General features: G+C 37.0%; 25 protein-coding genes. 1 reads left to right on the top strand and 24 read right to left on the bottom strand.

Annotated features, from left to right (window positions below; all coding sequences use genetic code 11):
* Nucleotides 1-157: 157 nt before the first annotated feature.
* On the bottom strand, nt 158-292 hold the full coding sequence (locus ACDQ55_RS05335; RefSeq protein WP_420980435.1) for an integrase core domain-containing protein: 135 nt from the start codon (nt 290-292) through the stop codon (nt 158-160).
* Nucleotides 293-729: 437 nt separating this feature from the next.
* On the opposite strand from ACDQ55_RS05335, the gene ACDQ55_RS05330 reads away from it, so the two are divergent.
* The gene (locus ACDQ55_RS05330; protein ID WP_420980152.1) at nt 730-1,632 is read left to right on the top strand and encodes a hypothetical protein; all 903 of its coding nucleotides are present in this window, start codon (nt 730-732) and stop codon (nt 1,630-1,632) included.
* Between the two features lie 120 nt (nt 1,633-1,752).
* On the opposite strand, the gene ACDQ55_RS05325 is transcribed toward ACDQ55_RS05330, so the two are convergent.
* From ACDQ55_RS05325 to rfbF, 23 genes are all read right to left on the bottom strand, one after another.
* On the bottom strand, nt 1,753-1,938 hold the full coding sequence (locus tag ACDQ55_RS05325; RefSeq protein WP_420980151.1) for a transposase: 186 nt from the start codon (nt 1,936-1,938) through the stop codon (nt 1,753-1,755).
* Nucleotides 1,939-1,954: 16 nt separating this feature from the next.
* Nucleotides 1,955-2,122, bottom strand: a complete 168-nt coding sequence (locus tag ACDQ55_RS05320) for a hypothetical protein (RefSeq protein ID WP_420980150.1) — start codon at nt 2,120-2,122, stop codon at nt 1,955-1,957.
* A gap of 214 nt (nt 2,123-2,336) precedes the next feature.
* Entirely contained in the window at nt 2,337-4,241 is a 1,905-nt protein-coding gene (locus ACDQ55_RS05315; protein WP_420980149.1) for an ABC-F family ATP-binding cassette domain-containing protein, read from the bottom strand.
* A gap of 202 nt (nt 4,242-4,443) precedes the next feature.
* Entirely contained in the window at nt 4,444-6,030 is a 1,587-nt protein-coding gene (locus tag ACDQ55_RS05310) for a hypothetical protein (RefSeq protein ID WP_420980148.1), read from the bottom strand.
* Between the two features lie 210 nt (nt 6,031-6,240).
* Entirely contained in the window at nt 6,241-7,320 is a 1,080-nt protein-coding gene (locus ACDQ55_RS05305; protein WP_420980147.1) for a mannose-1-phosphate guanylyltransferase, read from the bottom strand.
* Nucleotide 7,321: 1 nt separating this feature from the next.
* Nucleotides 7,322-8,257: a GDP-L-fucose synthase gene (gene fcl, locus ACDQ55_RS05300; RefSeq protein ID WP_420980146.1), complete on the bottom strand. Its 936-nt coding sequence runs from the start codon at nt 8,255-8,257 to the stop codon at nt 7,322-7,324.
* Between the two features lies 1 nt (nt 8,258).
* Nucleotides 8,259-9,371, bottom strand: coding sequence for a GDP-mannose 4,6-dehydratase (gene gmd / locus ACDQ55_RS05295; RefSeq protein ID WP_420980145.1), 1,113 nt, complete (start codon nt 9,369-9,371; stop codon nt 8,259-8,261).
* 85 nt (nt 9,372-9,456) lie between these two features.
* Nucleotides 9,457-10,290 (bottom strand): glycosyltransferase, encoded by an 834-nt coding sequence (locus ACDQ55_RS05290; protein WP_420980143.1) that lies wholly within the window; start codon nt 10,288-10,290, stop codon nt 9,457-9,459.
* A gap of 62 nt (nt 10,291-10,352) precedes the next feature.
* Complete coding sequence (locus tag ACDQ55_RS05285; RefSeq protein WP_420980142.1) at nt 10,353-11,468, bottom strand: glycosyltransferase; 1,116 nt, start codon at nt 11,466-11,468, stop codon at nt 10,353-10,355.
* Between the two features lie 4 nt (nt 11,469-11,472).
* Nucleotides 11,473-12,414, bottom strand: a complete 942-nt coding sequence (locus ACDQ55_RS05280) for an NAD-dependent epimerase/dehydratase family protein (RefSeq protein WP_420980140.1) — start codon at nt 12,412-12,414, stop codon at nt 11,473-11,475.
* Between the two features lies 1 nt (nt 12,415).
* On the bottom strand, nt 12,416-13,312 hold the full coding sequence (locus ACDQ55_RS05275; protein WP_420980139.1) for a glycosyltransferase family 2 protein: 897 nt from the start codon (nt 13,310-13,312) through the stop codon (nt 12,416-12,418).
* Entirely contained in the window at nt 13,275-14,621 is a 1,347-nt protein-coding gene (locus ACDQ55_RS05270; protein ID WP_420980138.1) for an O-antigen polymerase, read from the bottom strand. The genes ACDQ55_RS05275 and ACDQ55_RS05270 overlap by 38 nt, the downstream gene beginning before the upstream one ends.
* The gene (locus ACDQ55_RS05265; RefSeq protein ID WP_420980137.1) at nt 14,618-15,337 is read right to left on the bottom strand and encodes a glycosyltransferase family 2 protein; all 720 of its coding nucleotides are present in this window, start codon (nt 15,335-15,337) and stop codon (nt 14,618-14,620) included. Before ACDQ55_RS05265 ends, ACDQ55_RS05270 begins: the two co-directional genes overlap by 4 nt.
* 31 nt (nt 15,338-15,368) lie before the next feature.
* Nucleotides 15,369-16,505 carry a glycosyltransferase gene (locus ACDQ55_RS05260; protein ID WP_420980135.1) on the bottom strand — a complete coding sequence of 379 codons (1,137 nt, stop codon included), beginning with the start codon at nt 16,503-16,505 and terminating at the stop codon, nt 15,369-15,371.
* A complete protein-coding gene (locus tag ACDQ55_RS05255) occupies nt 16,484-17,377 on the bottom strand; it encodes an NAD-dependent epimerase/dehydratase family protein (protein WP_420980134.1) in 894 nt (297 codons plus the stop codon). The genes ACDQ55_RS05260 and ACDQ55_RS05255 overlap by 22 nt, the downstream gene beginning before the upstream one ends.
* 13 nt (nt 17,378-17,390) lie before the next feature.
* Nucleotides 17,391-17,945 carry an acyltransferase gene (locus ACDQ55_RS05250; protein WP_420980132.1) on the bottom strand — a complete coding sequence of 185 codons (555 nt, stop codon included), beginning with the start codon at nt 17,943-17,945 and terminating at the stop codon, nt 17,391-17,393.
* 52 nt (nt 17,946-17,997) lie between these two features.
* A complete protein-coding gene (locus ACDQ55_RS05245; RefSeq protein WP_420980131.1) occupies nt 17,998-19,281 on the bottom strand; it encodes a hypothetical protein in 1,284 nt (427 codons plus the stop codon).
* A gap of 6 nt (nt 19,282-19,287) precedes the next feature.
* A complete protein-coding gene (locus ACDQ55_RS05240; protein ID WP_420980130.1) occupies nt 19,288-20,196 on the bottom strand; it encodes a glycosyltransferase family 2 protein in 909 nt (302 codons plus the stop codon).
* 4 nt (nt 20,197-20,200) lie between these two features.
* Nucleotides 20,201-21,220, bottom strand: a complete 1,020-nt coding sequence (locus ACDQ55_RS05235; protein ID WP_420980129.1) for a GDP-mannose 4,6-dehydratase — start codon at nt 21,218-21,220, stop codon at nt 20,201-20,203.
* Nucleotides 21,217-22,527, bottom strand: coding sequence for a lipopolysaccharide biosynthesis protein RfbH (gene rfbH / locus ACDQ55_RS05230; RefSeq protein WP_420980127.1), 1,311 nt, complete (start codon nt 22,525-22,527; stop codon nt 21,217-21,219). Before rfbH ends, ACDQ55_RS05235 begins: the two co-directional genes overlap by 4 nt.
* A 5-nt stretch (nt 22,528-22,532) precedes the next feature.
* Nucleotides 22,533-23,432 carry an NAD-dependent epimerase/dehydratase family protein gene (locus tag ACDQ55_RS05225; RefSeq protein WP_420980126.1) on the bottom strand — a complete coding sequence of 300 codons (900 nt, stop codon included), beginning with the start codon at nt 23,430-23,432 and terminating at the stop codon, nt 22,533-22,535.
* On the bottom strand, nt 23,419-24,492 hold the full coding sequence (gene rfbG, locus ACDQ55_RS05220; protein WP_420980124.1) for a CDP-glucose 4,6-dehydratase: 1,074 nt from the start codon (nt 24,490-24,492) through the stop codon (nt 23,419-23,421). The genes ACDQ55_RS05225 and rfbG overlap by 14 nt, the downstream gene beginning before the upstream one ends.
* Before the next feature lie 21 nt (nt 24,493-24,513).
* Entirely contained in the window at nt 24,514-25,284 is a 771-nt protein-coding gene (gene rfbF / locus ACDQ55_RS05215) for a glucose-1-phosphate cytidylyltransferase (RefSeq protein WP_420980123.1), read from the bottom strand.
* Between the last annotated feature and the right edge of the window lie 18 nt (nt 25,285-25,302).

Genomic DNA, 25,302 nt, shown 5'->3' with positions numbered 1-25,302 from the left:
ACTTATTAATGCCTATGACATAATATATCTTATAGGGGGAGAAATTGTGCCAAATCCAGCAGTAGCTAATTTTGTCGGCTTCCCTAAAACAAGGCTACTAGGGATTCGAGATGTTTTTCAGCATATTATGCGGTCTCTCCGTATTATAATTCCATTGTCATTCTTCGGCCATAAGTCTAACCTCAGCTAAATTACTAAACAGATATGCATTGAGTAATCCTCTACGCAGGCTTCCATTTTTTTGCTCAATAAAGGCATTGGGTATTGGTTTGCCTGGTTGGATATAAGCAATCCTGATTCCTATCTTTTCATACCACTCCTACAGTTTATGGCTAATAAATTCAGGGCCATTGTCAGTCCTGAGGTAAACGGACTTTTCCCGTTGTGCTATGATTCTTTCCAGTACCCGGATCAGTCGCAATACAGGTAATGACGCATCAATTTCAATAGCCAGTAACTTCCGATCAAGTTCTGCACACATCTTTTGAGCTCAGCATATTCGGCTTCAAACTCCTTTAACTGCTTTTCTTTTTAACCTCACAATGGCAGGGAATTGAGTTATCTCTTTTCCGGCAGATTATTATTATCCTGCAATAACTTTTCTCTTATAAAGACAAAACGGTGATAGCTATGAAATTACCATCATTTCTAATTTTAATAGTATCTGTATTGACATAGTTTTATTCACTAGTTTTACAGTTCATTCTTAATTTTTTATAACCTCTACTTATGAAGAGAACTTTGTTAATCAACATCCTTATTATTTTATCTATCTCTGTAGTTAATGGACAAGACCTTCAAACTGTAACTACTTACGGAAATACCACAAACAATGCTTTGTTTATAAATGGAGCGGAAAAGTATAATATTGGTAATTATAATGGGCTGATGCTTTACTTTTACAACGGTGCTGGATATGTTGATGCATTCAATCCTAGTAGTGCAAATTTCCTTCCTCTGTTATTGAGAGGGTCTAGTATTCAGACTAACAATAAACTGCTAATCAACAACGCCACTGACGATGGATCAGCAGCACTACAGGTAAATGGAAATACAACATTTACGGCTACCCTTGCTAACATTAAACGTGGAGCTAAGTTTATGTTTGATGACGCTGATAACGGTAGAAGCGTACTGGTTATGGATGCAAATGGCGGCGATTTTGTGGGATCGGATTATTTCTATATAGAACATAATGGAGGCCAAAAAGGAGCCAGACTAACCACAGCAAACAATGCGCCCATTAAATTTGCCACTGCCGAAACTGAAAGAATGGTAATTGACGAAAATGGCAGGGTTGGAATCGGCATTTCAAATCCACAATCCGAGCTTGCTGTTGCAGGTACTATAACATCCAAAAGAGTAAAAGTAACTGCTAGTGGTTGGCCTGATTATGTATTCCATAAAGACTATAAATTACCTTCTTTGTTGGAAACCGAAGCATACATTGCCATAAATAGCCACCTGCCAGGTATTCCAGCGGCAAAGGAAATTGAAAGAGATGGTTTGGATATTGCTGAAATCAATAAACAGCTATTGCAAAAAATAGAAGAACTGACTTTACATTTAATCAATCAGCAAAAAGAAATAGAAGAGTTAAAAGACTGGAAGAAAAAGTTAGAAACAAAGTAGGTCAGGCGCTTATAAATTTGCGCCAGAGCGACTATTTCAATAAGTGTGTAAACGTCAAAAATCAGGGTTATATTTTGACCCTCTTATCAAAAAGAATTAAAAACTGATTCAGGATCATGCTCAATTGCTAATGGGCATGATCCATTTTTTTGCTTCTCTTAAAACCAAGTAAACAGATGTTAATGCAGTATCGTCATTGGGGAAGGAAAATTTATTTTTATTGTATTTCCTGCTTTTACCATTTAGGTGTTCAATCAGGTTGGCCTCAATCTTATCAGCAATGTAAAACACTATTCTATTTTTCATAGTATTTTATCAGACATTATTTCTTCCGCTTCTTTCTCAACTGTTTAGCTTCTTCTTTTGCAAGAATAATTAACAGGTCTTCTTCCACACCGATCAGTTCTGCGAGAGTAATCAATTCATTTACTGTAAATAAGCCTGGGCTGTCCATTTTTTTGAGGAAAGTATTGTACCCTACTCCTAGCAACTTATAAATATTTGTCCGGGGAACATATGCAAATATACTGGCAATCCGGGCTACTCCTCCGGCTTCCAATAAAGCTTTGCAACCGGGTTATTGTGTGCAGTCATATACCTGGCAAACTTCTTTTCCGGAGTAAAGGTGAAAACCAATCACAGCTATAACACACAAGCAAGTGGTTGACCGCCTGCTTGTGTGTTATAGTATATATCCCTTAAAACTATCCGTTCATTTCGCTCAGTTCGAGCCAACGCATTCCCTTGTCGTCCAGTAACTGGATAATTTCCCCGATCCGGAGGGTTAGGGGTTCCATTTTATCAAAAGAAAGGGAACTATCGGACAGAGCAGCTTCAATCTTCTTTTTCTCTGTTTCCAATGTCTCTATCTCTTTCTCCAGTAATTCCAGCTCCCTCTTTTCTTTAAAAGACATTTTACGTGCCTTGTTATCGGCAGCAGGTACAATTGCTGCCGGTTCTGGCTCTGCAGATACCGGCTTTTTAGGCGCTATCGTTTTCTTTTTATCTTCTTCTTTTTGCCATTCCCGGTATTGGGTGTAGTTACCTGGAAAATCACGGATTTCCCCATCGCCTTCAAATACAAACAGGTGATCTACGAGTTTATCCATGAAATACCGGTCGTGGCTTACAATCATCACACAACCCTGAAAATCCAGTAAAAAGCTCTCCAGGATGCTCAGCGTAGGCAGATCCAGGTCGTTGGTAGGTTCATCGAGGATCAGGAAATTAGGGTTGCGGAATAGGATGGAAAGCAGGTGGAGCCTCCTTTTCTCGCCACCGCTAAGTTTAGAGATATAAGTATACTGTTTTTCTGCCGGAAAGAGGAATAACTCCAGGAATTGAGCAGCACTTACCTTGGTACCATCTGCCAGGGGGAAGTTCTCTGCAATATTCTTTACAAATTCAATTACCCGCATATCTTCTTTCACTACCAGGCCGGTCTGGGAATAATCGCCAAATACAATGGTTTCTCCCACGTTGATCTTACCAGAATCCGGTTGCTCAAGACCCAATAACATATTCAGGAAAGTAGACTTTCCTACGCCATTCTTACCTACAATGCCTACACGCTCTCCTTTTTTAAACGTATAGTCGAAGCCTTTCAGAATATTCAGGTCGCCGAAAGATTTGTATACTTTCTTGAGTTCCAGTATTTTACCGCCCAGGCGGGTCATTTTCACATTCAACTCCAATTGCTGATCGGCAATGCGGGTACTGGCCTTTTCTTTTACATCGTAAAAAGCATCCTGCCTTGCCTTGGATTTAGTGGTACGGGCTTTCGGCTGTTTACGCATCCATTCCAGCTCTTTACGATATAGGTTACGGGCTTTTTCTACGCTCGATTTATCACTTTCTTCCCGGGCCGCTTTCTTTTCGAGATAATTTTCATAATCCCCTTTATAGATAAACAGTTGTTCCTGATCTAGTTCCATGATTTCGTTACACACGCTGTCCAGGAAGTAACGGTCATGCGTTACCAACAAGAGGGTCACTTTTTCCTGGTCCAGGTAATTTTCCAACCACTCGATCATGCTTACATCAAGGTGGTTGGTAGGCTCGTCCATGATCAGCAGCACATGTTTATGTTCAAAGCCGATCTCTATCAGCACTTTAGCCAGGGCCACCCTTTTCTGCTGTCCGCCGGAAAGTGAACCTACAGGTTGATCAAGATTGTGTATATTAAGCTTTCCTAATATCTGTTTTACTTTGGAATCGAAGTGCCAGGCATTTAGTTCATCCATTTTTGCAATAGAGGCCGTTAACTTATCCAAATCAGGTTCAAGTCCTTCTTCGGTAAGCAATTCATATTCCTTAATCGCATTGAGCACTGGATTATCATGATTAAAGATATTCTCAATCACCGTTTTATTGAGATTGAAGCCGGTTTGTTGTTCCAGCATTACCACGGTCACGTCTTTATGTATCCACACTTTACCGCTATCGGGTACATCCTTTCCGCACAAAATGCGTAGCAGGGTGGATTTCCCTGTTCCGTTAAGCGCCACCAGCGCTATTTTATCCCCTTCTTCTATATGAAAAGAAATATCCCTGAATAATGGTTTGGTGCCAAAAGATTTGGTAAGTCCTTCTACTGTAACGTAATGCATACTGCGAAGTTATAAATTATCGGCAAGACTGAGGATATTAGGATTTTTTTCCGTATATTCATTGTAGGATAAGTGGGTTATTCTGTACCTGAAAAGTTGCTTATCTCGGCCCTTTGTCCATTATTATCCTTCCCCTCTTTCGATGAAAAAATAAAGCCCTTACGTAAAAAGCGTAAGGGCTGAGTGTTTCTATATAGTTGATTTAGAAATCGTAATAAAACTGACGGAAGGTACTGCGCAATCCCACATTAAAGATCAGGTCATTTGTTTTGGTGATGTCATTACTTACTTTCCAGTAAGCCAACGAGGTTTCCAAACGCAGGTTATACTTCGGATTTAATATATAAGCGATAGTGCCCTGCGCATATACCAGGTTAGTTTTTACGCCTTGTCCGATCCAGTTTCCATAATCATGCGCACGGGTAAGGTATGATTTGGATATGTCGTGCCCATAATTGGTTTCGGCATCTGGATCATCACCATATTTAGCATACATAATTTCTCCACGGCCATACCATCTCTTAATACGATAGGAAGCAATGCCCAGCACCTCCCAGAAATTGGCACCCAGCGGATGAGCAAGGGATTGATTATAATGCTCATAATTGATGAGCGTGCTTTTATAAGAATAAGTATATGGGCGCACTACGTTAAACTCTCCCTGAAGATCCAGCTTCTTAACATTAAAGAGATCAAAAGATCTGAACCCTAATTGTCCAGCTTGTTTGTTGGCCCACCAACCATTTCCTGCCAGTACTTCTTTCAATTTAAATTCATCCAGTACCAGCTGGCCATATATCGTAGTTTTAGGGAATAACTTGAATTTAGCATTTAAACCTAACAATGCATTATCAGAAGACCCTTCGGAAAATTCGGATGATCTGAGAAAAATGATTGGATTCATATAACTCCAGTCGAATCCGCGTTTACGGCCAGAAGAATCCGCATCGGGCCAGATCACTGCGTCAAAAAATCCCAGTGTTAGTTTTTTGCTGACATTCCAATCCAGGAAATGGAATACCCCCCATTTCTTATAGTACCCCAGGTCATCATAGGCCTGTGCAAAATCTTTACTATGCGCGTCCATAAATTGGGCCCACATAGCGGTATATTGTACTTTTCCCAGGTTACCCGTTATTTTTAAATAGGGATAACTGAACTGGATATCCGAAAGGATCAGTGAACGATAGCCATCTCCGATAAAGTTTTGCCCGTATCCGGCGGTAAATGTAAGATACTTAATCGGCGTATATGATAATAATGCACTGGCATAGTTGTAGTCAAAAGCTTTGCCGTTGCTATAATCCTTGATTCCACCTTGTCCAGGAACAATCTGGTTTTTTCGTATATACTCATCCAGATAATCCGGAAATTTCCCTTGGTTCTCGAAGAAATATGATTCAAAATAGAATTTAGTACCAATATTAGCCTGGATACTAGCTCCGCGGGTATTAAGCCAGGTGGTTCTGCTACCATCTTTAGTTTTACCTATCTGAAAATCCGGCAGAAAATCGATGAACACGTTATATTCATTATTCCGGAATTCCAACAGGTGCTCATTAAACAATTTACGGTGAAACCAGCTTCGTTTAGTCGTGTCCGGTTGGGTATACATAGCGCTGGTATCTTCGTGCAAAATAGGCTTAAAGGCGGTATGGTGATTCACCGTATCTAAATACAACTCTCTAATATCCAAGTAATTATAAGGTACTATAACAGGTAATTTTTCCTGTGCGCGGGTAGTAGCAAATAGCAATAGACTTGCTATTATCCAAACAAGCTGCTTCATTAATTTCCTTTTATGATTCTATAAATTCCAATACACGCGATCAGGCTTCACAAACATGTCTTTTATGGTAAGCTGGCAAAACGGTACTGCCAGCCTTAATTAAGACGCAAAGATAATGCTTTCAGTAAATTGTGAGACAGTTGAAGGGATTAATATCTGATTAGAAAGGACGTGGTTACTCCTTATAAAGGTATAAAGAGTAACCTAAAATTACAAATAACGTGAAAGATTATCTGATTTTAATTGCTCAGTAACCTTTTTAATTTCCTGTTCTTCGTTTTTAGGATATATCAATAGTACATCGCTATCATCCACCACTATGTAATCTTTCAAACCTCTGATAACAGCCAGTTTACCAGGGGGTAAATGAATGATGCTGTTTTCCGTTTCTTCCAATCTTAAGTTATCGGCAGATATAGCATTGGTACCATCCTGCTTATCGGCTACATCGAATAAAGAGCCCCAGGTCCCCAGATCACTCCATCCGAAATCAGCTGGTATAGTGTATACGTTATCTGCTTTTTCCATGATGGCATAATCGATGGAAATATTAGGAGACTTTGGATAATTGATATCTATAAATGATTGTTCCCCTAACGTATTATACACATCGTTTCCTTGTTCAAAAAGCGCGTGAATAACAGGAGCATACTGCAAGAAAGCATGTAGTGCAGCTTTTACATTCCAAATAAATATACCGCCATTCCACACATAATCGCCACTCACCAGAAACTCCTGCGCCTTTTCCAATGGCGGTTTCTCGGTAAAGCGGTTTACTTTGTGTACTCCATTAACGCCGGTTTTATCGAAATTAATATAGCCATAACCGGTATCCGGCCTGGTAGGAGAAATACCAAGCGTAAGCAACACTGGCTGTGTTGCTACGGTTTCGAGCCCCAACTTTACCTTATCAATAAAAATATCTTCATACAGGATAAAGTGATCTGAAGGGGCCACTACCATATTGGCAGTAGGGTCTTTAGCCGCGAGTTTAAATGCGGCATAAGCAATACAAGGGGCTGTATTATTCCGGGAAGGCTCACTTAGTATATTCTCCTCAGGTAAACCAGGCAATTGCTCCTGTACCAGGGATTTATATTGACCATTGGTGACAACATAAATGTTTTCTACAGGACACAGTTTAAGAAACCGGTTATAGGTTAATTGCAGCAAAGATCTTCCTGTTCCGAGAATATCGATAAACTGTTTAGGAAAATTATTACGGCTCTTTGGCCAAAAGCGGCTCCCAACGCCACCTGCCATGATAAAAAAGTAGTTGTTAGTATTCATATTATGCGGACCAATGGGTCTTTTTCACCTCCTCATATACTTTACGGATACCTTCTTCCAGAGCAATAGTAGCCTTCCAGCCATAACTATGGAGCTTGGTAACATCCATCAGTTTACGTGGGGTGCCATCTGGTTTGGAGTTATCAAATACCAACTTACCTTCATAACCTACAATTTTGCGGATCAACGCTGCGAGGTTGCTAATACTGATATCTTCGCCTACGCCAATATTTACCAATCCTTTTTCATTGAAATGTTGCATCAGGTAAAAGCAAGCATCGGCCATATCGTCTGCATGTAAAAACTCCCGTTTAGGCGTACCAGTACCCCAAAGAATAACCTCTGGCAGATGATTTACCTTTGCTTCGTGCATTTTACGCAACATGGCTGGCAATACATGCGAGTTATTCAGATCATAATTATCATTGGGGCCATATAGGTTGGTAGGCATTACAGAAATAAAATTACTACCATATTGAGAACGGTAAGCATCACACATTTCAATACCGGCAATCTTGGCAATGGCATATGGCTCATTTGTAGGTTCCAGCGGGCCAGTCAGCAAATATTCTTCTTTCATTGGCTGGGGAGCCATTTTAGGATAGATACAAGAAGACCCCAGAAACATGAGCTTCTTAACGTTATTCAGATGAGCATGATGAATAACATTATTCTGAATCATCAGGTTCTCATAAATAAATTGGCCCCTGTAGGTATTATTAGCCATGATCCCACCTACTTTGGCCGCTGCTAAAAAAACATAATCAGGTTTTTCTTCCTGAAAAAACGCGGCCACAGCTGCCTGATCACGTAGATCAAGTGTTTGAGAGGTTTGAGTAACAATATTGGTAAACCCTTCTTTCTGCAACCTTCTTACAATAGCCGAACCTACCATTCCGCGATGTCCTGCCACATATATTTTATCTTGTAGATTCATACTATTCAAATTGGTTTAATACCTTGTAACCATTGTCTTTCAACAACTTCTCACGATGAAATAATTCTACATCGGCAGCAACCATTTCTTTCACCAATGCGGGTAAGTCGTATTTAGGCTTCCAGCCCAACTGGGTTTGCGCCTTAGTTGGATCACCAATAAGTAATTCCACTTCTGTAGGACGGAAATAACGGGCGTCAATAGCTACTACCTCCTGCCCCGGATGAAGTGGACAGTTGGGATTATTGTTATTTTTTACGTACCCTTTCTCGTCCACACCAGTACCTCTAAACTCTATTTCAATACCCACTTCCGCAAAAGCCATAGTAATAAAATCCCTTACAGTAGTAGTAATACCGGTTGCAATTACAAAATCCTCCGGGCTTTCCTGCTGGAGAATTAACCACATAGCTTCTACATAATCTTTGGCATGTCCCCAGTCACGTTTTGCGTCCAGATTCCCCATATATAATTTATCCTGCATTCCCAATGAGAGTTTAGCTACGGCACGGGTAATCTTCCTGGTAACAAAAGTTTCACCGCGCAAAGGGCTCTCATGGTTAAACAGTATACCGTTGCAAGCAAACATATTGTAAGCTTCCCGGTAATTTACTGTAATCCAAAAAGCATACATTTTGGCTACTGCATAAGGAGAACGTGGGTAAAAAGGCGTTTTCTCAGACTGGGGAACTTCTTGAACAAGACCATAAAGTTCAGAAGTAGAAGCTTGATATATTTTAGTCTTCTGGCTTAATCCAAGTATTCTAACAGCTTCCAGAATACGCAACGTTCCGATACCATCGACATCTGCAGTATATTCTGGGGCTTCGAAGCTTACCTGAACATGGCTCATTGCACCAAGATTGTAGATTTCATCAGGTTGAATTTCCTGAATTATACGAATAAGGTTGGTACTATCTGTAAGATCACCATAATGCAGCTTAAAGCGTACATTTTTCTCGTGTGGATCCTGATAAATATGATCTATACGATCTGTATTAAAAAGGGAACTCCGTCTTTTAATACCGTGTACTTCATATCCCTTAGATAAGAGTAATTCAGAAAGATAAGCTCCGTCCTGGCCTGTTATACCTGTAATTAATGCTACTTTCATTTAATAAATTATAAACTTCTAATAATTAAAATTAAATCCTGAATTTAGTTATGAACTACTTAAGACTTATATCCAAATTTCAAGCTTATTTTCTAAGCATTTTTTTATAAATAAAGGATAACTGCCTTTTAGGTAATAATCGTAAAGGAATCCTTGTAAATAAGGCCGTTACAAAATCACCACTACTAATGTGTCCTTCAGCTCTGACTTTCTTCAGGAAGAAAAGTTCTTTTTTCAAATAAGCCCATCCATGTCTACGCCCAATCATATCATTTCCAACGCGGAAAAAAAGCAATGAATCATTAATATTCCATATTTTGAAATCGGCTGAAATTAATCTAAGCCATAGATAATAATCTTCAAAATAGGGTACATCCTGGTATGACCCAACTGCGAGAATAGCTTCTTTTCGGAACATCACAGTTGGGTGATTCAAGGGGCTTCTCTTCCTAGCAAATTTAATAATAGCGCTTGCATCCAAAGGTACAAATCTTATTTGTTGAATATCTCCTGGTTCATTGATAAATTCCTGTACAAGACCACCCACTACTGCACAATCCGGGTCAGCATTTAGAAATTCTAATTGACGCTCAAACCTATCAGGCTTTGAAATATCATCTGCATCCATTCTCGCAACATACTTACCGCTACAATGAAGCAATCCTTCCCGTAAGGCAGCCCCAAGCCCTACATTATTTTCAAGTACTACTATTTTAAATAGCTCAGGGAATCGATTGGTATAGCTGCAAATTACCTCCTCAATTTCCTTCGTTACTTTTCCATCCTTTACAATTACTACTTCGTCAGGCAACACTGTTTGTTCCACAATGCTTTGCAAAGCTAAATGTAAAAACGGAGGTTGATCCTTTATATATACTGCCATCAAAACAGACAGGATGTCCGAAGTATCATTTTCCATAACTTTTTATTGCAACATTTGAATATTAAAAAAATACCGGCACGCCAACATCTCTAATAGCTTTATGCCATTTTAATATAATAATCTTGATATGCCCTGGCCATTAATTCCGCATTCAAATGTTTTCTTACCAGATCCGACGCAGCCTTCTTTCTTTCTGTCAGATTAGAGTGAAGTATCTCTTTCATCGCATTAAATATCGCCTCAACGCTATTTACAGCAACCAGCATACCTGCCTTACTATTGTAAGATAGTATTTCAGCATGAGGACCGATATCAGATAGTATTACGGGCACCCCCAAAGCCAGGGATTCCACTACAGACATGGGCAATCCTTCCGATTTTGAGCTGGCCACATAACAATTACTAGCTACTAGGTATGGCCTGGTGTCACTAACGGTTCCTGCAAATAAAATATTTTTGTAACCACTAGCTTCCATTTTACAGGCATCTTCCAATTCTCCAGATCCAACGATAACAAGACAAACAGACTGATCTTTATATTGATCAGACAACTTTTTAAACGCTTCGATGGTAACTTGTGGTAACTTACGATCCGTTAACACTCCTATAAAAGAAAAAACAAAGTCAAATTCCCTAACACCTAGCTGATGTCTCATATTATCAATCTCTTGTTTATCAGGAACATTGAAAAAAGCGAGGTCAACTGCATTATTGATAACTTCACATGTAAGCCCTTTTTTTCTCATCTTCCAGGCAACATCCCTAGAACATGTTACTGGAACACTAAATCTTTTTAGAGCCATTGTAGACAATCCTGCCATAACAGTCCCTTTCACTCTGCCATAAGTCATCACATAATCATCATATGGATAATTCTGTAAAGAAGTAATCCGTTTGTATCTGTTCAAGAAAAAGCCCGTTAGAATATCAGCCCGGAATCCGTTCGTATGAATAATATCCGGATCTATTTCTGTTATAGTTCTTTTAAGAGCAGACAATAAGCCATTAAATAATGACTCATGCTTCTGATTAAGTTGTTTGATACTTACGTTAAGTTCCCTGAAATCGTTTATTCTGGTTTGCTCCCCTTCTTGCGAAATAGTTAAAATACTTACATCAAATTGAGTGCGATCTATATACTTTAATAAATTATAAAGTACATTCACCGGTCCCCCTCTTTTTAATGTTGAAATAATATACAAAATTTTTGTCATATGTTTAATTATTGTATTGTTTTTCCTTCCACCAATCCAATGTCCGTGCTACCCCTACTTCAAAATTAATCTTTGGTCTCCATCCTAATAACTTCAGCTTTGAACAATCAAGCACGTTATAAGGCACGTCGAAATGTCGGGAAGGAAGAATATTTATCTTAATATCGTCCAAGGTTTTATGAACAAGCCCTGCCGTATTCTTAATTGTATTAATGACATCAAAATTGGATCTTCCTATACCTGAGCCTATATTAAAAATAGTATCTGAATTATCCTTGGTTATTGCCACCAAAATGCCCTCTACCAAATCATCAATGTAAATATAGTCACGTATAGTACCATTTAAACCAAAAATGTCCAATGGCACCCTATTATTAATAGCATTAACTGCAGTTGCAATAAAACCTTGTCCACGGAAAGGTAATTGCAACTCCCCATATGGATTCGAAGGCCTAATAATTAACAAAGGAATCTGATACATTTCAGCATAGAAATTAGCATACTTTTCTATAGCAAGCTTCGTAATACCATATGGTGAAATCGGATTTGTTGCTGAATTTTCCTTCAGCGGTTGCAAGCTTGCTACTCTACCATAGATGGTTCCTCCTGAAGATAAGTATACAAGTTTGCGTACTTTTTTCCTGGCAACAACAGAAAAAATAGAGATGGCCAACGGGAGATTCTCCTCAATATCTTTGATAGGATTTTCAAATGAAGTTTTCGGAACAGAATTATACGCGAGATAAATTACAACATCATCCTTTTTCACAATGCTATCCAAAAAAGACACATCGTTACAGTCCCCAACATGAAATGTATATTTTGTGTGACTGATCTCATCATTATGCTTTCTACCAATAGCAATCACTTCCCCTCCAACAGAAAGTATCCCTTTGGATAAATTCTTCCCAATAAATCCGGAACCTCCTATTAATACATATCTCATATTATCTATATAACATTAATAACCATCTTTTTACAATAATCCTAAACACTTTATTAAGCCTGAATTTATATTGCAGGTTTTCAAGGAAACCCAAGACTCGCTCTACTCCTACATTCTCGTTAAGCTGGTACTTTAGCAATCTAATATTCCTTTTAACATATTTATCCTCCCTTAATGCCGGGAATCGTTTTAGGGTAACCTCCCACAAATCCAAGGCACTAAGCCTAAGATTACGCTGATCGTGGCTAAAATTTCTCTCATGAATATTGGCAACGTACAAACACTCCTTGATAAATAGCGTACGAAGCTTCGGATTGGTATAGAACAACTGTACCCAGCAGAACTTATCATCAGCACCATGAAATTTACTTGGGGCCGGGAATCCTAACTTATCTAATATACACTTCCTAACAAGCACCTGACCTGGTGATCTGATAAAATCATCCAGTAAAATATGCCTATATGATAAATAAGGTTTTATATAGTATATTCTATAACGTATCTTATCTTCAAACGCAATAACACCATTGCACAAAACAAAATCAGATTTTTCAAGCGCCTTAGGATGAATAACTCTAAAAAAATCAGTTGTCACCATATCATCCTGATCAATAAATAGTAACCAATCTCCCTGCGCCAAGGAAATACCTACATTTCTGGTTTTAGCAACTCCAAGGTTCTTAGCATTCTTAACCACGAGTATTTTAATTCCAGGATAAACAAAGGAAGATAATCCATTCTTTATAAGCTCCAATTGAGATTCCATTGAGTCGATAACGACTATAATCTGGATCTTATAACTTAGTGAATTAATCCTAGCACTTTCAACAATAGAACTAACTATCGGTTGTATAAATGCTTCACCTTTGTAAAAGGGTATTATTATGCTTAAATACATTAAAATTTGAATATAAAAAGAATGTGTTTATAAATGCATTAAAAATAAATATCATTGGCAATACCAGTGCAAGATTATCGACACAAGTCATGAACAATGTCATATCTGCATCTATTACCCCCACTTTTAAAAAAAAATAAATACATATAAACTTAAAATAGAATCCTCCTCCTTGAATTCTCGGAAGAAAAAACCGAATAAAGGAGCCAAGAATTCCAAGCAGCATTGAATAAAAGATACTTCCAATGTAACCAAAGTAAAGCAATCCAAAAATATTATGCCTCATATTAGCCCCCTGTGTTAAATCTGAAGCATGATGGTATTTATAAAAATACACCCCCGGGTATTCTGGGAAACTATTCCAGTCAATCAGCCGAAATAAACCAAGAAAATCATTGAACAGGGTAAGCATCCCCCCTCCTACTGAAGCAGGATATGTGAGGAGAACACTATTAGGATAGGTATACCAGTAAATATCACCCGAAGCAATAAATCTATATCCTAACAAAATAAGAGATGAGCTATCTTGTTGTTTATTAACAATCGATTGGATACTAATAATAACCAATACAATTCCAAGTCCCCCTATAATTAATAACATTCTATACTTTCTCCAAATACACAAGATTTGTTCTATGTTAGCCGATACATAATAATATGCAAACACAATGAACAGAATAGTAAAAATGGAACCTTTACTTCCAGAAAGTATGAGGGTAAGAAAATAAAAAAAACCTCCCCCAACCCAAATAAGAAGGAACGGAACATTATTCAGCTTCTTCATTACTTTCCATTCAATTAACATGCAACAAACAAATAATGATAGTACATCAAGTATACGTGAAAATATTCCAAACCCGCTCCCTCCCTCATAATAGTCTAATCTGGACTCATAGAATAACGGAATACCATTTTTCCAGTACACAAATAGCTGAATAATCACATATAATCCGATCAATACTAAAAAATTGATGTTTGTCAACTCCAATGAAGGATACCTCCTCTTAGCAGAAGCAATAACTATACGTTTATGCTCAAAAGAGTGTAAGGAAAAAAAACCTAGAATAAATGCAAATTGCGTGAGCAAAAAACTAGAAAAATAATAAATGTTAATAGCGTTGGTAGCATACATAAAAATTACATCCGCACAACCAAAAATAGTAGATACTATAACCAGGAACAAAGGATCTATTGGGGTTTTTATAATACGGCGCAATAAGATAAAATAAACGGACCCTGTCATTAGCAAAATGAACAAATACAACCCGGAGTGGGAGACCAACAACTCTAAAAAATCGTAATTATTCATTCAAACAATAATTTTTTCAATTTCGTCCTTACTCTTGCATATTGTGCAATGTACCATGGAAAGGCCTGCCGCAACAACCTCATTCTGTCTTCTAAAAATACAAGATCTTGGTTTACACCTGATTGGCCCTCATCATTATATATACAAACACAATGATCAATATATGTAAAATTATATTTAAGCGCTTTTAATTGTAAGTTCATAACATAATCCGCCAAATATTTGTATTTTAAATCGAACTTAAATTGTTTAAAAACTTCTATTGGGTAGAAGATAGCCTGATGGGATATATTTCGTAAACAGAATTTATGATTATCAAACTTACCATCATATAACACATTTCTATGTTTAAAATATACATTCCCGTAATAAATATGCCGGTCATCTTTAAAATGAGCTACCATCTTTTCAATACTATGTTGAGATGCCAGCACATCATCCGATCCTAAAAAATAGATATAATCTCCAGCGGCAAAACTTACGGCCTTGTTCATCGCATCATAAATTCCTTTATCTGGTTCTGACTTCCAAAAAGAAATACAGCTATTATACTGTTTTAATATTTCTACCGTTCCGTCTGTTGAGCCTCCATCCAAAACAATATATTGAATTGACTGATAAGTCTGACTTAATACACTTTTGATTGTCTCTTCAATCGTATTTACGCCATTGAATACTACTGTGATAATCGTTATAGTAGGCCGCAAAATCATCATTATTAAATCTAAAAGCTATAAGTATATACTGTCAGGCAAAGATTTCTAAGAATCGCTCTGCAAAAGCTCTCACATCTGTAAAATTTTCTCCATCGGCAGACGTTATCTTCATTGTCGAAACCTCGGTCATTAACATTTGTAAAGCTCTCTCATCCGTTGGTTCAAAAAAAGCGCAATTATGGTTAATTTGCTCTCTATGAATAGGTATGTCCGACACCAAAATTAATTTGTTAAGCGCCTTTGCATCTTCAACAACAGTACTCCAACCTTCAAAAAGAGATGGTTGTATAATAGCCATTGCAGCTTCCATTAACTTTAATTGCTCATTTCTTTTAATAAAACCAGTAGTAATAACCCTACCTACCAAATCTGGTTGCTTTAAATATTGGGCAATTTCTTCAATATAATCGGGGTTGCGGTAGTCACTTATTTTACCTGTTAACACAAGCTGATAATCAAAATGTTTATCAAGTAATAATTTAAATGCTTTAATTACTGTGAAATGATTCTTGTGTTTCCAAAATTGATTCGTTACTATAAAGTAGGGTTTGTCAATGCCAAATTTTTGTTTAAGATCAAGTATATTAAGCAATTGATAATCTCGACCTACTATACTGGCAAAATGCAAGACAGTTTTGGGATTCAGGTTACCAGGATAAAAATTGTCAAAATCACTTTGTGCATTATAGCTACTAAATACAACGGGGTACCTGTTCCTGACAATTTCAGATTGCAATCGCTTCCTTCTAGAAACCTCCCTAGGATGAAAATAGGTAGGTAGATAGCGCTCTTGAAAATCCGGAATCCACATATAGGGCTGATTTATGTTGGTTTTGCGAAAGTGAAGTTCAAAAGGGTAAATGTGAGTTATTTTTTCATTAGATAGCTTATTTTTCCAAACCGGCCTTTTAATAATAAAGTTGCTTACTCGGTTTATAATCTTAGCAGACAGCGGCAAAGAAGGATAAGATACAAATGTAATATACGGGTATTGAATACTAACTAATTCATCCAGGGGACATCCCTCAGGGTGTAGAACAGATAGAAACGGTTTTTTTTCTTCATCCAGTACATTTAATGCCTTAATAATATTCTGTATATAATAAGAGCCTGCTATCCAGCTCTCATTATAATTATATAGCAGTGTTATACGTTTTCTAATAACCATTTCGCTGTATTTTTTAAGCCATCATTAATTGAGGTTCGTCGTACGAATCCCATGCCTTCTAGCAACGAAGTATCAGCTTTCCACTTCAATGGATCTCCGGCTTTAACTTTATTTGTAAATATGATATTAACATTTGAGCTAATTGCTTGACAAAATATTTGTGCAGCAGTACTAATACTTGTTTCTTCACCTGACGCAACGTTAATGACATTAGCGGAGAAGTCACAATTATCAATAATACATTGAATGGCATGTAATACGTCCTGTATGTAAATAAAATCCCTTGTTTCACTCCCGGTGCCAAACAGCTCAATATTTGAAGAATGCTTGATCTTATTGAACAAATCCCAAAAAAGTTGTTTGCGAAGCCCTTCACCATAAACAGAAAACAATCTTAAACTCACACTTCTAACATTGTATAAGCAGAAATACTCCCTGCACAAATCCTCTGTCATTTTTTTATGCCAGCCATAAGGAGAAAGTGGCTTTACTGAATTGCTTTCATTAATTGGCAGCCGTTCTGGATTTCCATATATAGCGGCTGATGATAAATTTATAAACTTGCAATCTGGATTATACTTCTTAATAGATTCCAGAATTTTAAACGTATTTCTCACATTCAGTTCAAAATCCAACATCGGATCTTCTAATGATACAGGTACGCTTCCATTACCACTGGCATTTATACATAGGTCATAATTTACATTCTTAAACAAATCGAAATAATCTGTATCTACTTTCCTAAGCAAAGAAAAATGCTCTTGCTCCAGATGATAAAATACATCTGCTGCATTCACGATATGTTTCTTTGAGAAGAAATTATATAAATTTTGTCCTATAAATCCCTGAGATCCAATAATCAGAATTTTCATTTAACAATTTTTACTACGAACGACGTAAGTGATCTGGTAATACTTTAATGAGCCTAGCAGGATTTCCGGCTACAACTGTCCATGGTGCCACATCTTTTGTAACTACGCTACCTGCTCCTATAATAGCCCCTTCACCAATGGTAACCCCTTTGAGAATCAAACAGTTCATCCCTATCCATACGTTTGAACATATTTTAATAGGTTTAGTATTAACAACACTCCAGTTCTTATTTTTTATAAACCCTTTCCCTTGCCTTATATCAATTAGTTGTTGCTTCAAATCATTTTGTCGCTCTTTATAATCAAGTGAGTGTGAATCATGATCATATATACATCCTCCCCATGCAACAAAAATATCATCCTCAAATTCTATTTTAGACCGCGAAATGATTTGTCCACCACCAATAAACACCCGATCCCCCACAACTACTTTTCCTTCCCCTGATTCAAAAATTACTTCACAGTTTAATACGCTATCCTTCCCAACTTTTAAAAATTTTTTTCCGGCAACGGGTACACGGACATCTAGGTGAAAATTATCAAAAAAAATGGAATCTCCATGTTCCATATAGATGCTCGCCTTCTTTAATCTTTTGGAGGTCAACCTCTTTTTAATAATATTAATAAACGAGTATATCATTTTTGATCAAATTTATACAGCTTTTTGCTTTAATAAGTACATATGCCATTGTAGGAAATGTTAACAATGCTGATGCGAGGGGAACCGAATTTATACCTAGTCCTATCTTTAAAAAAAATTTCGATAGTGGGAACATAATAATGGCTGATATTACGGAGAAAACAATTTGCCCGCTCAATACCTCAAAAGCATTTAGGAAAACAGCACCACTATAAGCAAATGCCTGTATAGAAATTAATGCAGCAAAGACAACCAGATATCTTGTTTCAACGTGAATCCTGTGCCCGGTCCATATATCTACAACAAACGGAATAATAAAAGTGCTCAGAAAAGATAATATAGCAAATACGAGGCTAATAATTAAAAGCTGATGACGCACTTTTAACAGATTAGCATAATCATTCTTCGCCTTATACTTAGATATTTCAACCCAAAAAATAGCTATTACGATGTTAAAGATGGTTAAGCCCAAGAGGAAAATCTTATTGATTATATCAAACCGCGCAATGGATGCCAAATCCATATTATCATACATCAGTACATTACCGATAGAATATAAGATAAGTGCAGACAATTGAAGAATAAAAAACTTTAATCCTGATTTTATACTGGATTTCTGCTGATAAAAAAAATCTCTATTCCATAATTTCTTAAAATCAATCTTTATGTACCTAGCGGACACATAAAATATCCAAAAGGTAGAACTAAAATAGCAACAGCTAAAAAACGCTCCCAACATCACTAAAGGCAGGTTTAATGCAAATATTTTATTGATCAGTACAAATATCAACCAAAGCCCTCCTTGTAAAAGCAATAAAAAGTTTAATAGGATAAATTTAGACAACGATTGAAGAATAAAATTGCCAATTGTAAAAGGAAAACTTACAATAACCGGCAAATACACAACCATAGCAAGTACTTTATGATCGGCAAAAACTTTCACATAAAAAAGTGATATAGAAAAGATAAATAATAGCACAAAAGCAGATAATATATAGAATTGTAAAACACCAATTACGATAGGTTCTACTTCATCCAGCCTATTTGCAGCTATTGATTCTGTTATTTTATTTTTCAAGCTATAGCCAACTCCAAAGTCGAATAAACTGATCCATCCGATTAAAGTTGTCATTGTAACCCAGATGGCATACTGCTGATTACCCAAACTTGCAAGAAGTATTGGTATTACGATTAATGGTACTATTGAAGACACCAATTTAAATCCAGCAGACCCTAATAAAGACTTAATAACAGACTGTTCCACCAGAGATCATTTAATAATTTGGTATATAATTCGCATCTTAGACTTCAATGTTGCTCTCCAAGGAAAACGATTCTGCCTGATAAAAGCCACCCTGTTTTTTCTACTTCCGTTATCACTCTTTAAGATAGAGTACAAACCAGCTGAAAGGTTTCTAGCATATACTTCATCCTTTATCTGATCAAAAGATAAAGCACCTGGCAATACCCAACCTTGAAGCACTCTCTCTTTAAGTAATCCAACAACCTTATTCTGCCAATAATCAATTTCATCCAACCAAAGTTTGGTAGCAATTTTCTTATTGGTTAACCCTCCGTTCCATACTCTGTAAGCTCCAATAATAACAGGAATAAAAATGGCTTTCCCATGCAATAATCCCCTTTGTACTAAATCGCTATCTCCCGCAGTAAGCTTTAGGTGCTCGTCAAAATAATTCAGTTGCCTCAATAAAGACGTCTTAAATACGATGGAAGGCATTCTAGCTTCAACTCCAAATCTAAATTTTAGGAAACCGGTAGGAGCATTCATAATTTCTTCAGAATCAGGCTGCCACTTGTATTTAACCACATCATTCTCATCAATAATCTGATGACCAAAAATGAGCATATCTGCCTCAGCATACTTATTTGTATAATATTCAATTTGCTGGAAGGCCTCTGGCAAAAACAGATCATCATCTGAAGGGATAACAAGCCATTCAGATGATGACTGCTTAGCTGCAGCATTCCAGTTTTCAAAAACATCCAATACTACAGAATGCTTTATAAATGTAGCATTAGGGTATTTCCTAACTACATCATCACTCACACAACTACCATTATCACTAACATATACTTTAATATCTGCAGGAATAGTTGATAATAATTTACTCAGATACAGATTTCTATTATAAGTGGGTATGGCTACTTCTATATTCATCTTATTAAATAGTTTCAATCCACTTGATCATTTTGCGAATCCCTTCTTTTGCATCTATTACTGGAGCCCAACCATAATCAGTTGCAGCTTTATCTAGTTTGGCAATAAAAACTTTCTGGTCGCTCTGCCTCCAGGGGAGTTCTTGATATTTCATATCAATTGCCAACTCCGTCTCCAAAAATGCAAATAATTCTAGTAGTGAAAGACTATTTGTAACCCCACCTCCAATATTATATACATTACCTGCTGTAATATTAATAGATGCAACTGCTTTGAAATAACAATTGATAAGGTCATCTGCAAACAATACATCCCTTACCTGCTTGCCATTACCCGAAATAGTAAATGGCTCCTTTAAAATTCCTTTCTTTATATCAAGCGCTTGTTTAACAAACCAGCCAATCCAGCCCTGATCAGCGGTAGCATATTGCCTGCCACCAAAGATCGATGAATGCCTGAAAATCACAGTTTTCAATCCAAACATTTTAGCATAATCCAACATATACTGGTCCGTAGCACCTTTAGAACAACCATAGGGAGATGCAAATTTCAAAGGCACTTCTTCATTAAAACCATTTTCATACCCTTTAGCGATATATCTTGTAGCCGTTTCCTCATAAGCAATCCATTCCAGATCACCATAAACCTTATTGGTAGAAGAATAGGTAACTATAGCATTTGGAGCAAATTTTCTAACAACCTCCAAAATATTATTTCCTCCTACAACATTTACTTCAAAATCAAATCTTGGATTATTCAAGGAAGTTGTCATAGCTACCTGGCCGGCTAAGTGAAAAATCACATCTGGTTTGGCATCACGAACAGCATATTCTACATCATTATATGATCTGATATCCGCATGATAAAATTTAAAATCGCCTAAGGATTGGAGCCACTTTAAATTTTGTTCTGTTCCAGTTCTGTATAGATTATCAAAAACAAACAACTCTTCCCCGCTTTTCAAAATGGCTGCTGCCAAATTAGAACCCAAGAATCCACAACCTCCGGTTATAAAATATCTCATAAATGATTTTTAATGAATCCAGCAATAGTATCTACAATATAATCATAATGAATCTCTTCTAATGCAGGCCAAACACCTAACCAAAAAGCCCGATTCATGATGATATCTGTATTAGTTAAATCGCCAACAATTCTTCTCTCAATATGTTGATAAGCGGGCTGTTTGAGGAGATTTCCTGCAAATAACAAACGTGTACCAATTTTATTATTTTCAAGATATTGTACCAATCTATTCCGGTTAATGGGAGATGTTTCCCTAATGGTAATCATAAATCCAAACCAGCTCGGATCACTACCAGGCGTGGCTTCATGCAGAATAAAATGATCTTCAAACCTTTTTAACTTGTTATATAACATTTTATGATTCAGACGCCTTTTTTCAACGTACCGGTCTGCTTTTTTAAGCTGACTTACACCAATAGCTGCCTGCATATCTGTTACCTTAAGATTAAATCCAATATGGGAATAGGTATACTTATGATCATATCCACATGGTAAATCTCCAAGTTCCCAATCGAAACGCTTTGCACAAGTATTATCCTTTCCTGGCTCACACCAACAATCGCGTCCCCAATCACGGAAACTTTCCACTATTTTTTTTAACGATGCATTATTCACCAGCACAGCTCCCCCTTCCCCCATTGTAATGTGGTGAGCAGGATAGAACGATACCGTTGCAAGATCTCCAAAAGTTCCTGTTTTTTTATTCTCAAAAGTGGCTCCCAATGAATCGCAGTCATCTTCAATTACCCATAAATTATATTTCTTTGCAACCTTCATTACCTCATCAAGCGCAAAGGGATTGCCTAAAGTATGAGCCAACATAATTGCCTTTGTTTTATTGGTAATAGCAGCTTCAATCATATCCGCTTTCACATTATAAGTCGGGATATCTACATCAATAAAAACCGGAATGGCTCCATACTGAATAATAGGATTAATTGTAGTTGGAAATCCTGCAGCAACTGTGATGACTTCATCCCCTGGTTTTATAGCTCTATCACCTAACTTTGGCGAAGTCAAAGTATAGAATGCCACAAGATTAGCAGAAGAACCAGAATTCACCAATGCAGAAAATCGCGAGCCAAACCAACGAGCTAAATCTCTCTCAAACATCGGTCCAAACCTACCAGTGGTTAACCAACCGTCCAGTACAGCATCAACGCCAAATAAGAGATCTTCTTCATCTAGTACTTTACCTGTTACAGGTATATAATCAACTCCAGGTTGGATTACCTTTGTAACATTCTTTATTGCTATCGCTTTTAGTGATTCAGCTAAAGTATTCCCAATATTCTTATAACTCATACCGATTAATGATAAAAATGGTCAATTGTAGTTTGAAACGCTATCTCTGCTGGAGTTTGGACAAAACCATATTCATAACACTTACCCGAAGTATTATAAAACATTGTACTTTCGTTAGCACGTTGACTTAAAGCTCCCCAATTCCAATAACCAGCATCAAATTCATTAATATATCTACCTAGATCAGAAGATAATTTCTTTAAAGAAACTGGTGTATTTGAACCCACATTGATGATTTCTCCAGAAAATCTATTAATTCCACGGCTAATCATTTGCTGAATAAAGAAGCTGAGGTCCGACACAAAAAAATAGTCTCTGATTTGTTCTCCACTAGAAAGAGAAATTGTTTCCTTATTCTTTTGGGCAAGGATTAAAGCCGGAATAATTTTACTTTTATCTTCATAAGGCCCATACATGGCAAATGGACGGATTATACAATAATTACGTTTATCCGACTGAAGCAAATACTGAGACATCATCACTTTACTTATTCCATAATCGGTTAAAGGCATCATCGGGCTGGCTTCCGTTAATGCCGTACACTTCAGATCATATTCAAAAGCAGTACCGATTTGTATCCAAAAAAAATCCAGCAGCTTTTCTTCTAAGAAATTCTTTAATAAGTATGGTTGATAATAATTAATTAATTTCATTTTAGTACTATCCAGCTGATCCTTTACTACCCCATAACCAGACGCATTAACAATTACATCAGGTCTATAATCGACGATATTCTGCCAGGTATCAGCATTTTCCAGGTCGAAGTAAATGCTATTCATATCCTCCTTGGGAAAATTTTCTTTCCGAGTTGTTCCCAAAACAGTAAAATTCTTGGAAAAACTATGCATCATATTCTTTCCAAGAAACCCCGTACTTCCTAAAATAAGCATTCTAAGCTGCAACATACGCATCAATATCTTTCTTTACTAAGTCGAATGCTGTTGAATTACCCTCACTAAAAGCTTTATACCAATTAACAGTTTTTTCTATCGCAGCCTCTGCGCTGAATTTAGGGGTCCATAGCAAATCATAAACAGCTTTCGATATATCAAGTTTCAACAGGCCAGCTTCATGTAACTGATCTTGATGCTGAATAATTTCATAGCCTCCTCCCTGCCAAATTTCTAGCGCTATTTTTACAAGTGCTTCTACTTCGAGATTATCTTGCATATATGGTCCAAAGTTGAAAGCAGTACTATACTTTTCAGGTTCAAGGAATAACTTTGCACCTAATTCCAAATATCCACTCAAGGGCTCAAGTACATGCTGCCAAGGCCTAACTGCTTTAGGATTCCTTACTGTTACTGGTATGTTTTGTTGCAGTGCCCGTATAGTATCGGGTATAATTCTATCTAATGCCCAATCCCCTCCTCCAATAACATTACCAGCCCTTGCAACTGCAATTCCTTTCTTATGAATAGAATAATCCCTTAAATTAAAGAAAGAGTTACGATAAGACGCAATAACAATTTCTGCACATGCCTTACTTGCACTATATGGATCATAGCCACCCAATGCATCAGTTTCTCGATATGGATAAACCCATTCATTATTATGATATACTTTATCAGTCGTTACCATAATTACCTGACATTTACCAGGCAGTTTCCTAACAACTTCCAGTAAATGAGCGCTTCCAATGCTATTGATAGAAAATGTAGCTACCGGCATTTTATAGGATAATCTTACCAACGGCTGAGCCGCCAAATGAAAAACAAAGTCTGGTTCAAACGCAAGTAGCTCCTTTTCCAACAAATCATAATCCATTATATCACCAATAATGGAATCGCACAAATTATCACCCCCAATCTGATTATATAAATCGTGCTGATTTTCGGGCGCAAGAGAAAAACCTTTAATCTTGGCACCTAAAAAATGTAACCATACAAGCAGCCAGCTACCTTTAAAGCCAGTATGACCTGTTAAAAAAACTTTCTTATTTTTATATATCTCAGTAGAAAACATATTTATTTTTTAACTGAAAAATCACCAGATTTTCCATTTAGCATTATTAGTATTCCAATCGGACTCAAGTTCCTGCTTATCACGCAATGTATCCATTGGTTTCCAGAAGCCGCTATGTTTATATGCGACCATCTGGCCATTAGCCGCAAGTTGCTCCATTGGCTCTCTTTCCCATAATATACTATCACCAGCTATATATTCAAAGACCCCAGGCTCACAAACAAAAAAACCACCGTTTATCCAGGCACCATCCCCTTTAGGCTTTTCCATAAATGAATGTACTAATCCTTGACCTCCAATATTTAATGCCCCAAATCTTCCAGACGGCTGAACAGAAGTAACGGTACATAATTTACCATTATTCTTATGAAAATCTACCAGCTCTTGAATATTGATATTCCCTACGCCATCACCATATGTCAACATAAAAGTTTCATTACCAACATGCTGGGATATACGTTTAATTCTTCCTCCAGTCATTGAATCTATACCAGTATCTACTAATGTTATTTTCCATGGTTCAGCCTGGCTATCATGAACTTCCAGAGAATTGGTTTTAAGATTAATAGTTACATCTGACTTATGTAAAAAATAATTTGCGAAGTATTCCTTTATTACATAGCCTTTGTAGCCAAGACAGATCACAAAATCATTGAAACCATAGGAAGAATATATCTTCATGATATGCCATAATATTGGCATGCCTCCAATTTCCACCATAGGTTTGGGCTTTATGGTTGTTTCTTCTGATAATCTAGTACCAAGTCCACCAGCTAATATTACAACTTTCATTTACTTATAATTAGGAAT

It is taken from the genome of Chitinophaga sp. 30R24, assembly GCF_049056765.1.
Classification (GTDB): domain Bacteria; phylum Bacteroidota; class Bacteroidia; order Chitinophagales; family Chitinophagaceae; genus Chitinophaga.
The sequence above is the reverse complement of the archived record's forward strand: the minus strand, read 5'-3'. Positions and strand labels throughout refer to the sequence as shown.

Bases quoted from the DNA above. Each gene is read 5' to 3' on its own strand.
- ACDQ55_RS05330 (WP_420980152.1), top strand. From the start codon at position 730: ATGAAGAGAACTTTGTTAATCAACATCCTTATTATTTTATCTATCTCT.
- ACDQ55_RS05325 (WP_420980151.1), bottom strand. From the start codon at position 1,938: ATGAAAAATAGAATAGTGTTTTACATTGCTGATAAGATTGAGGCCAAC.
- ACDQ55_RS05315 (WP_420980149.1), bottom strand. From the start codon at position 4,241: ATGCATTACGTTACAGTAGAAGGACTTACCAAATCTTTTGGCACCAAA.
- ACDQ55_RS05310 (WP_420980148.1), bottom strand. From the start codon at position 6,030: ATGAAGCAGCTTGTTTGGATAATAGCAAGTCTATTGCTATTTGCTACT.
- ACDQ55_RS05305 (WP_420980147.1), bottom strand. From the start codon at position 7,320: ATGAATACTAACAACTACTTTTTTATCATGGCAGGTGGCGTTGGGAGC.
- fcl (WP_420980146.1), bottom strand. From the start codon at position 8,257: ATGAATCTACAAGATAAAATATATGTGGCAGGACATCGCGGAATGGTA.
- gmd (WP_420980145.1), bottom strand. From the start codon at position 9,371: ATGAAAGTAGCATTAATTACAGGTATAACAGGCCAGGACGGAGCTTAT.
- ACDQ55_RS05290 (WP_420980143.1), bottom strand. From the start codon at position 10,290: ATGGAAAATGATACTTCGGACATCCTGTCTGTTTTGATGGCAGTATAT.
- ACDQ55_RS05285 (WP_420980142.1), bottom strand. From the start codon at position 11,468: ATGACAAAAATTTTGTATATTATTTCAACATTAAAAAGAGGGGGACCG.
- ACDQ55_RS05280 (WP_420980140.1), bottom strand. From the start codon at position 12,414: ATGAGATATGTATTAATAGGAGGTTCCGGATTTATTGGGAAGAATTTA.
- ACDQ55_RS05275 (WP_420980139.1), bottom strand. From the start codon at position 13,312: ATGTATTTAAGCATAATAATACCCTTTTACAAAGGTGAAGCATTTATA.
- ACDQ55_RS05270 (WP_420980138.1), bottom strand. From the start codon at position 14,621: ATGAATAATTACGATTTTTTAGAGTTGTTGGTCTCCCACTCCGGGTTG.
- ACDQ55_RS05265 (WP_420980137.1), bottom strand. From the start codon at position 15,337: ATGATGATTTTGCGGCCTACTATAACGATTATCACAGTAGTATTCAAT.
- ACDQ55_RS05260 (WP_420980135.1), bottom strand. From the start codon at position 16,505: ATGGTTATTAGAAAACGTATAACACTGCTATATAATTATAATGAGAGC.
- ACDQ55_RS05255 (WP_420980134.1), bottom strand. From the start codon at position 17,377: ATGAAAATTCTGATTATTGGATCTCAGGGATTTATAGGACAAAATTTA.
- ACDQ55_RS05250 (WP_420980132.1), bottom strand. From the start codon at position 17,945: ATGGAACATGGAGATTCCATTTTTTTTGATAATTTTCACCTAGATGTC.
- ACDQ55_RS05240 (WP_420980130.1), bottom strand. From the start codon at position 20,196: ATGAATATAGAAGTAGCCATACCCACTTATAATAGAAATCTGTATCTG.
- ACDQ55_RS05235 (WP_420980129.1), bottom strand. From the start codon at position 21,220: ATGAGATATTTTATAACCGGAGGTTGTGGATTCTTGGGTTCTAATTTG.
- rfbH (WP_420980127.1), bottom strand. From the start codon at position 22,527: ATGAGTTATAAGAATATTGGGAATACTTTAGCTGAATCACTAAAAGCG.
- ACDQ55_RS05225 (WP_420980126.1), bottom strand. From the start codon at position 23,432: ATGTTGCAGCTTAGAATGCTTATTTTAGGAAGTACGGGGTTTCTTGGA.
- rfbG (WP_420980124.1), bottom strand. From the start codon at position 24,492: ATGTTTTCTACTGAGATATATAAAAATAAGAAAGTTTTTTTAACAGGT.
- rfbF (WP_420980123.1), bottom strand. From the start codon at position 25,284: ATGAAAGTTGTAATATTAGCTGGTGGACTTGGTACTAGATTATCAGAA.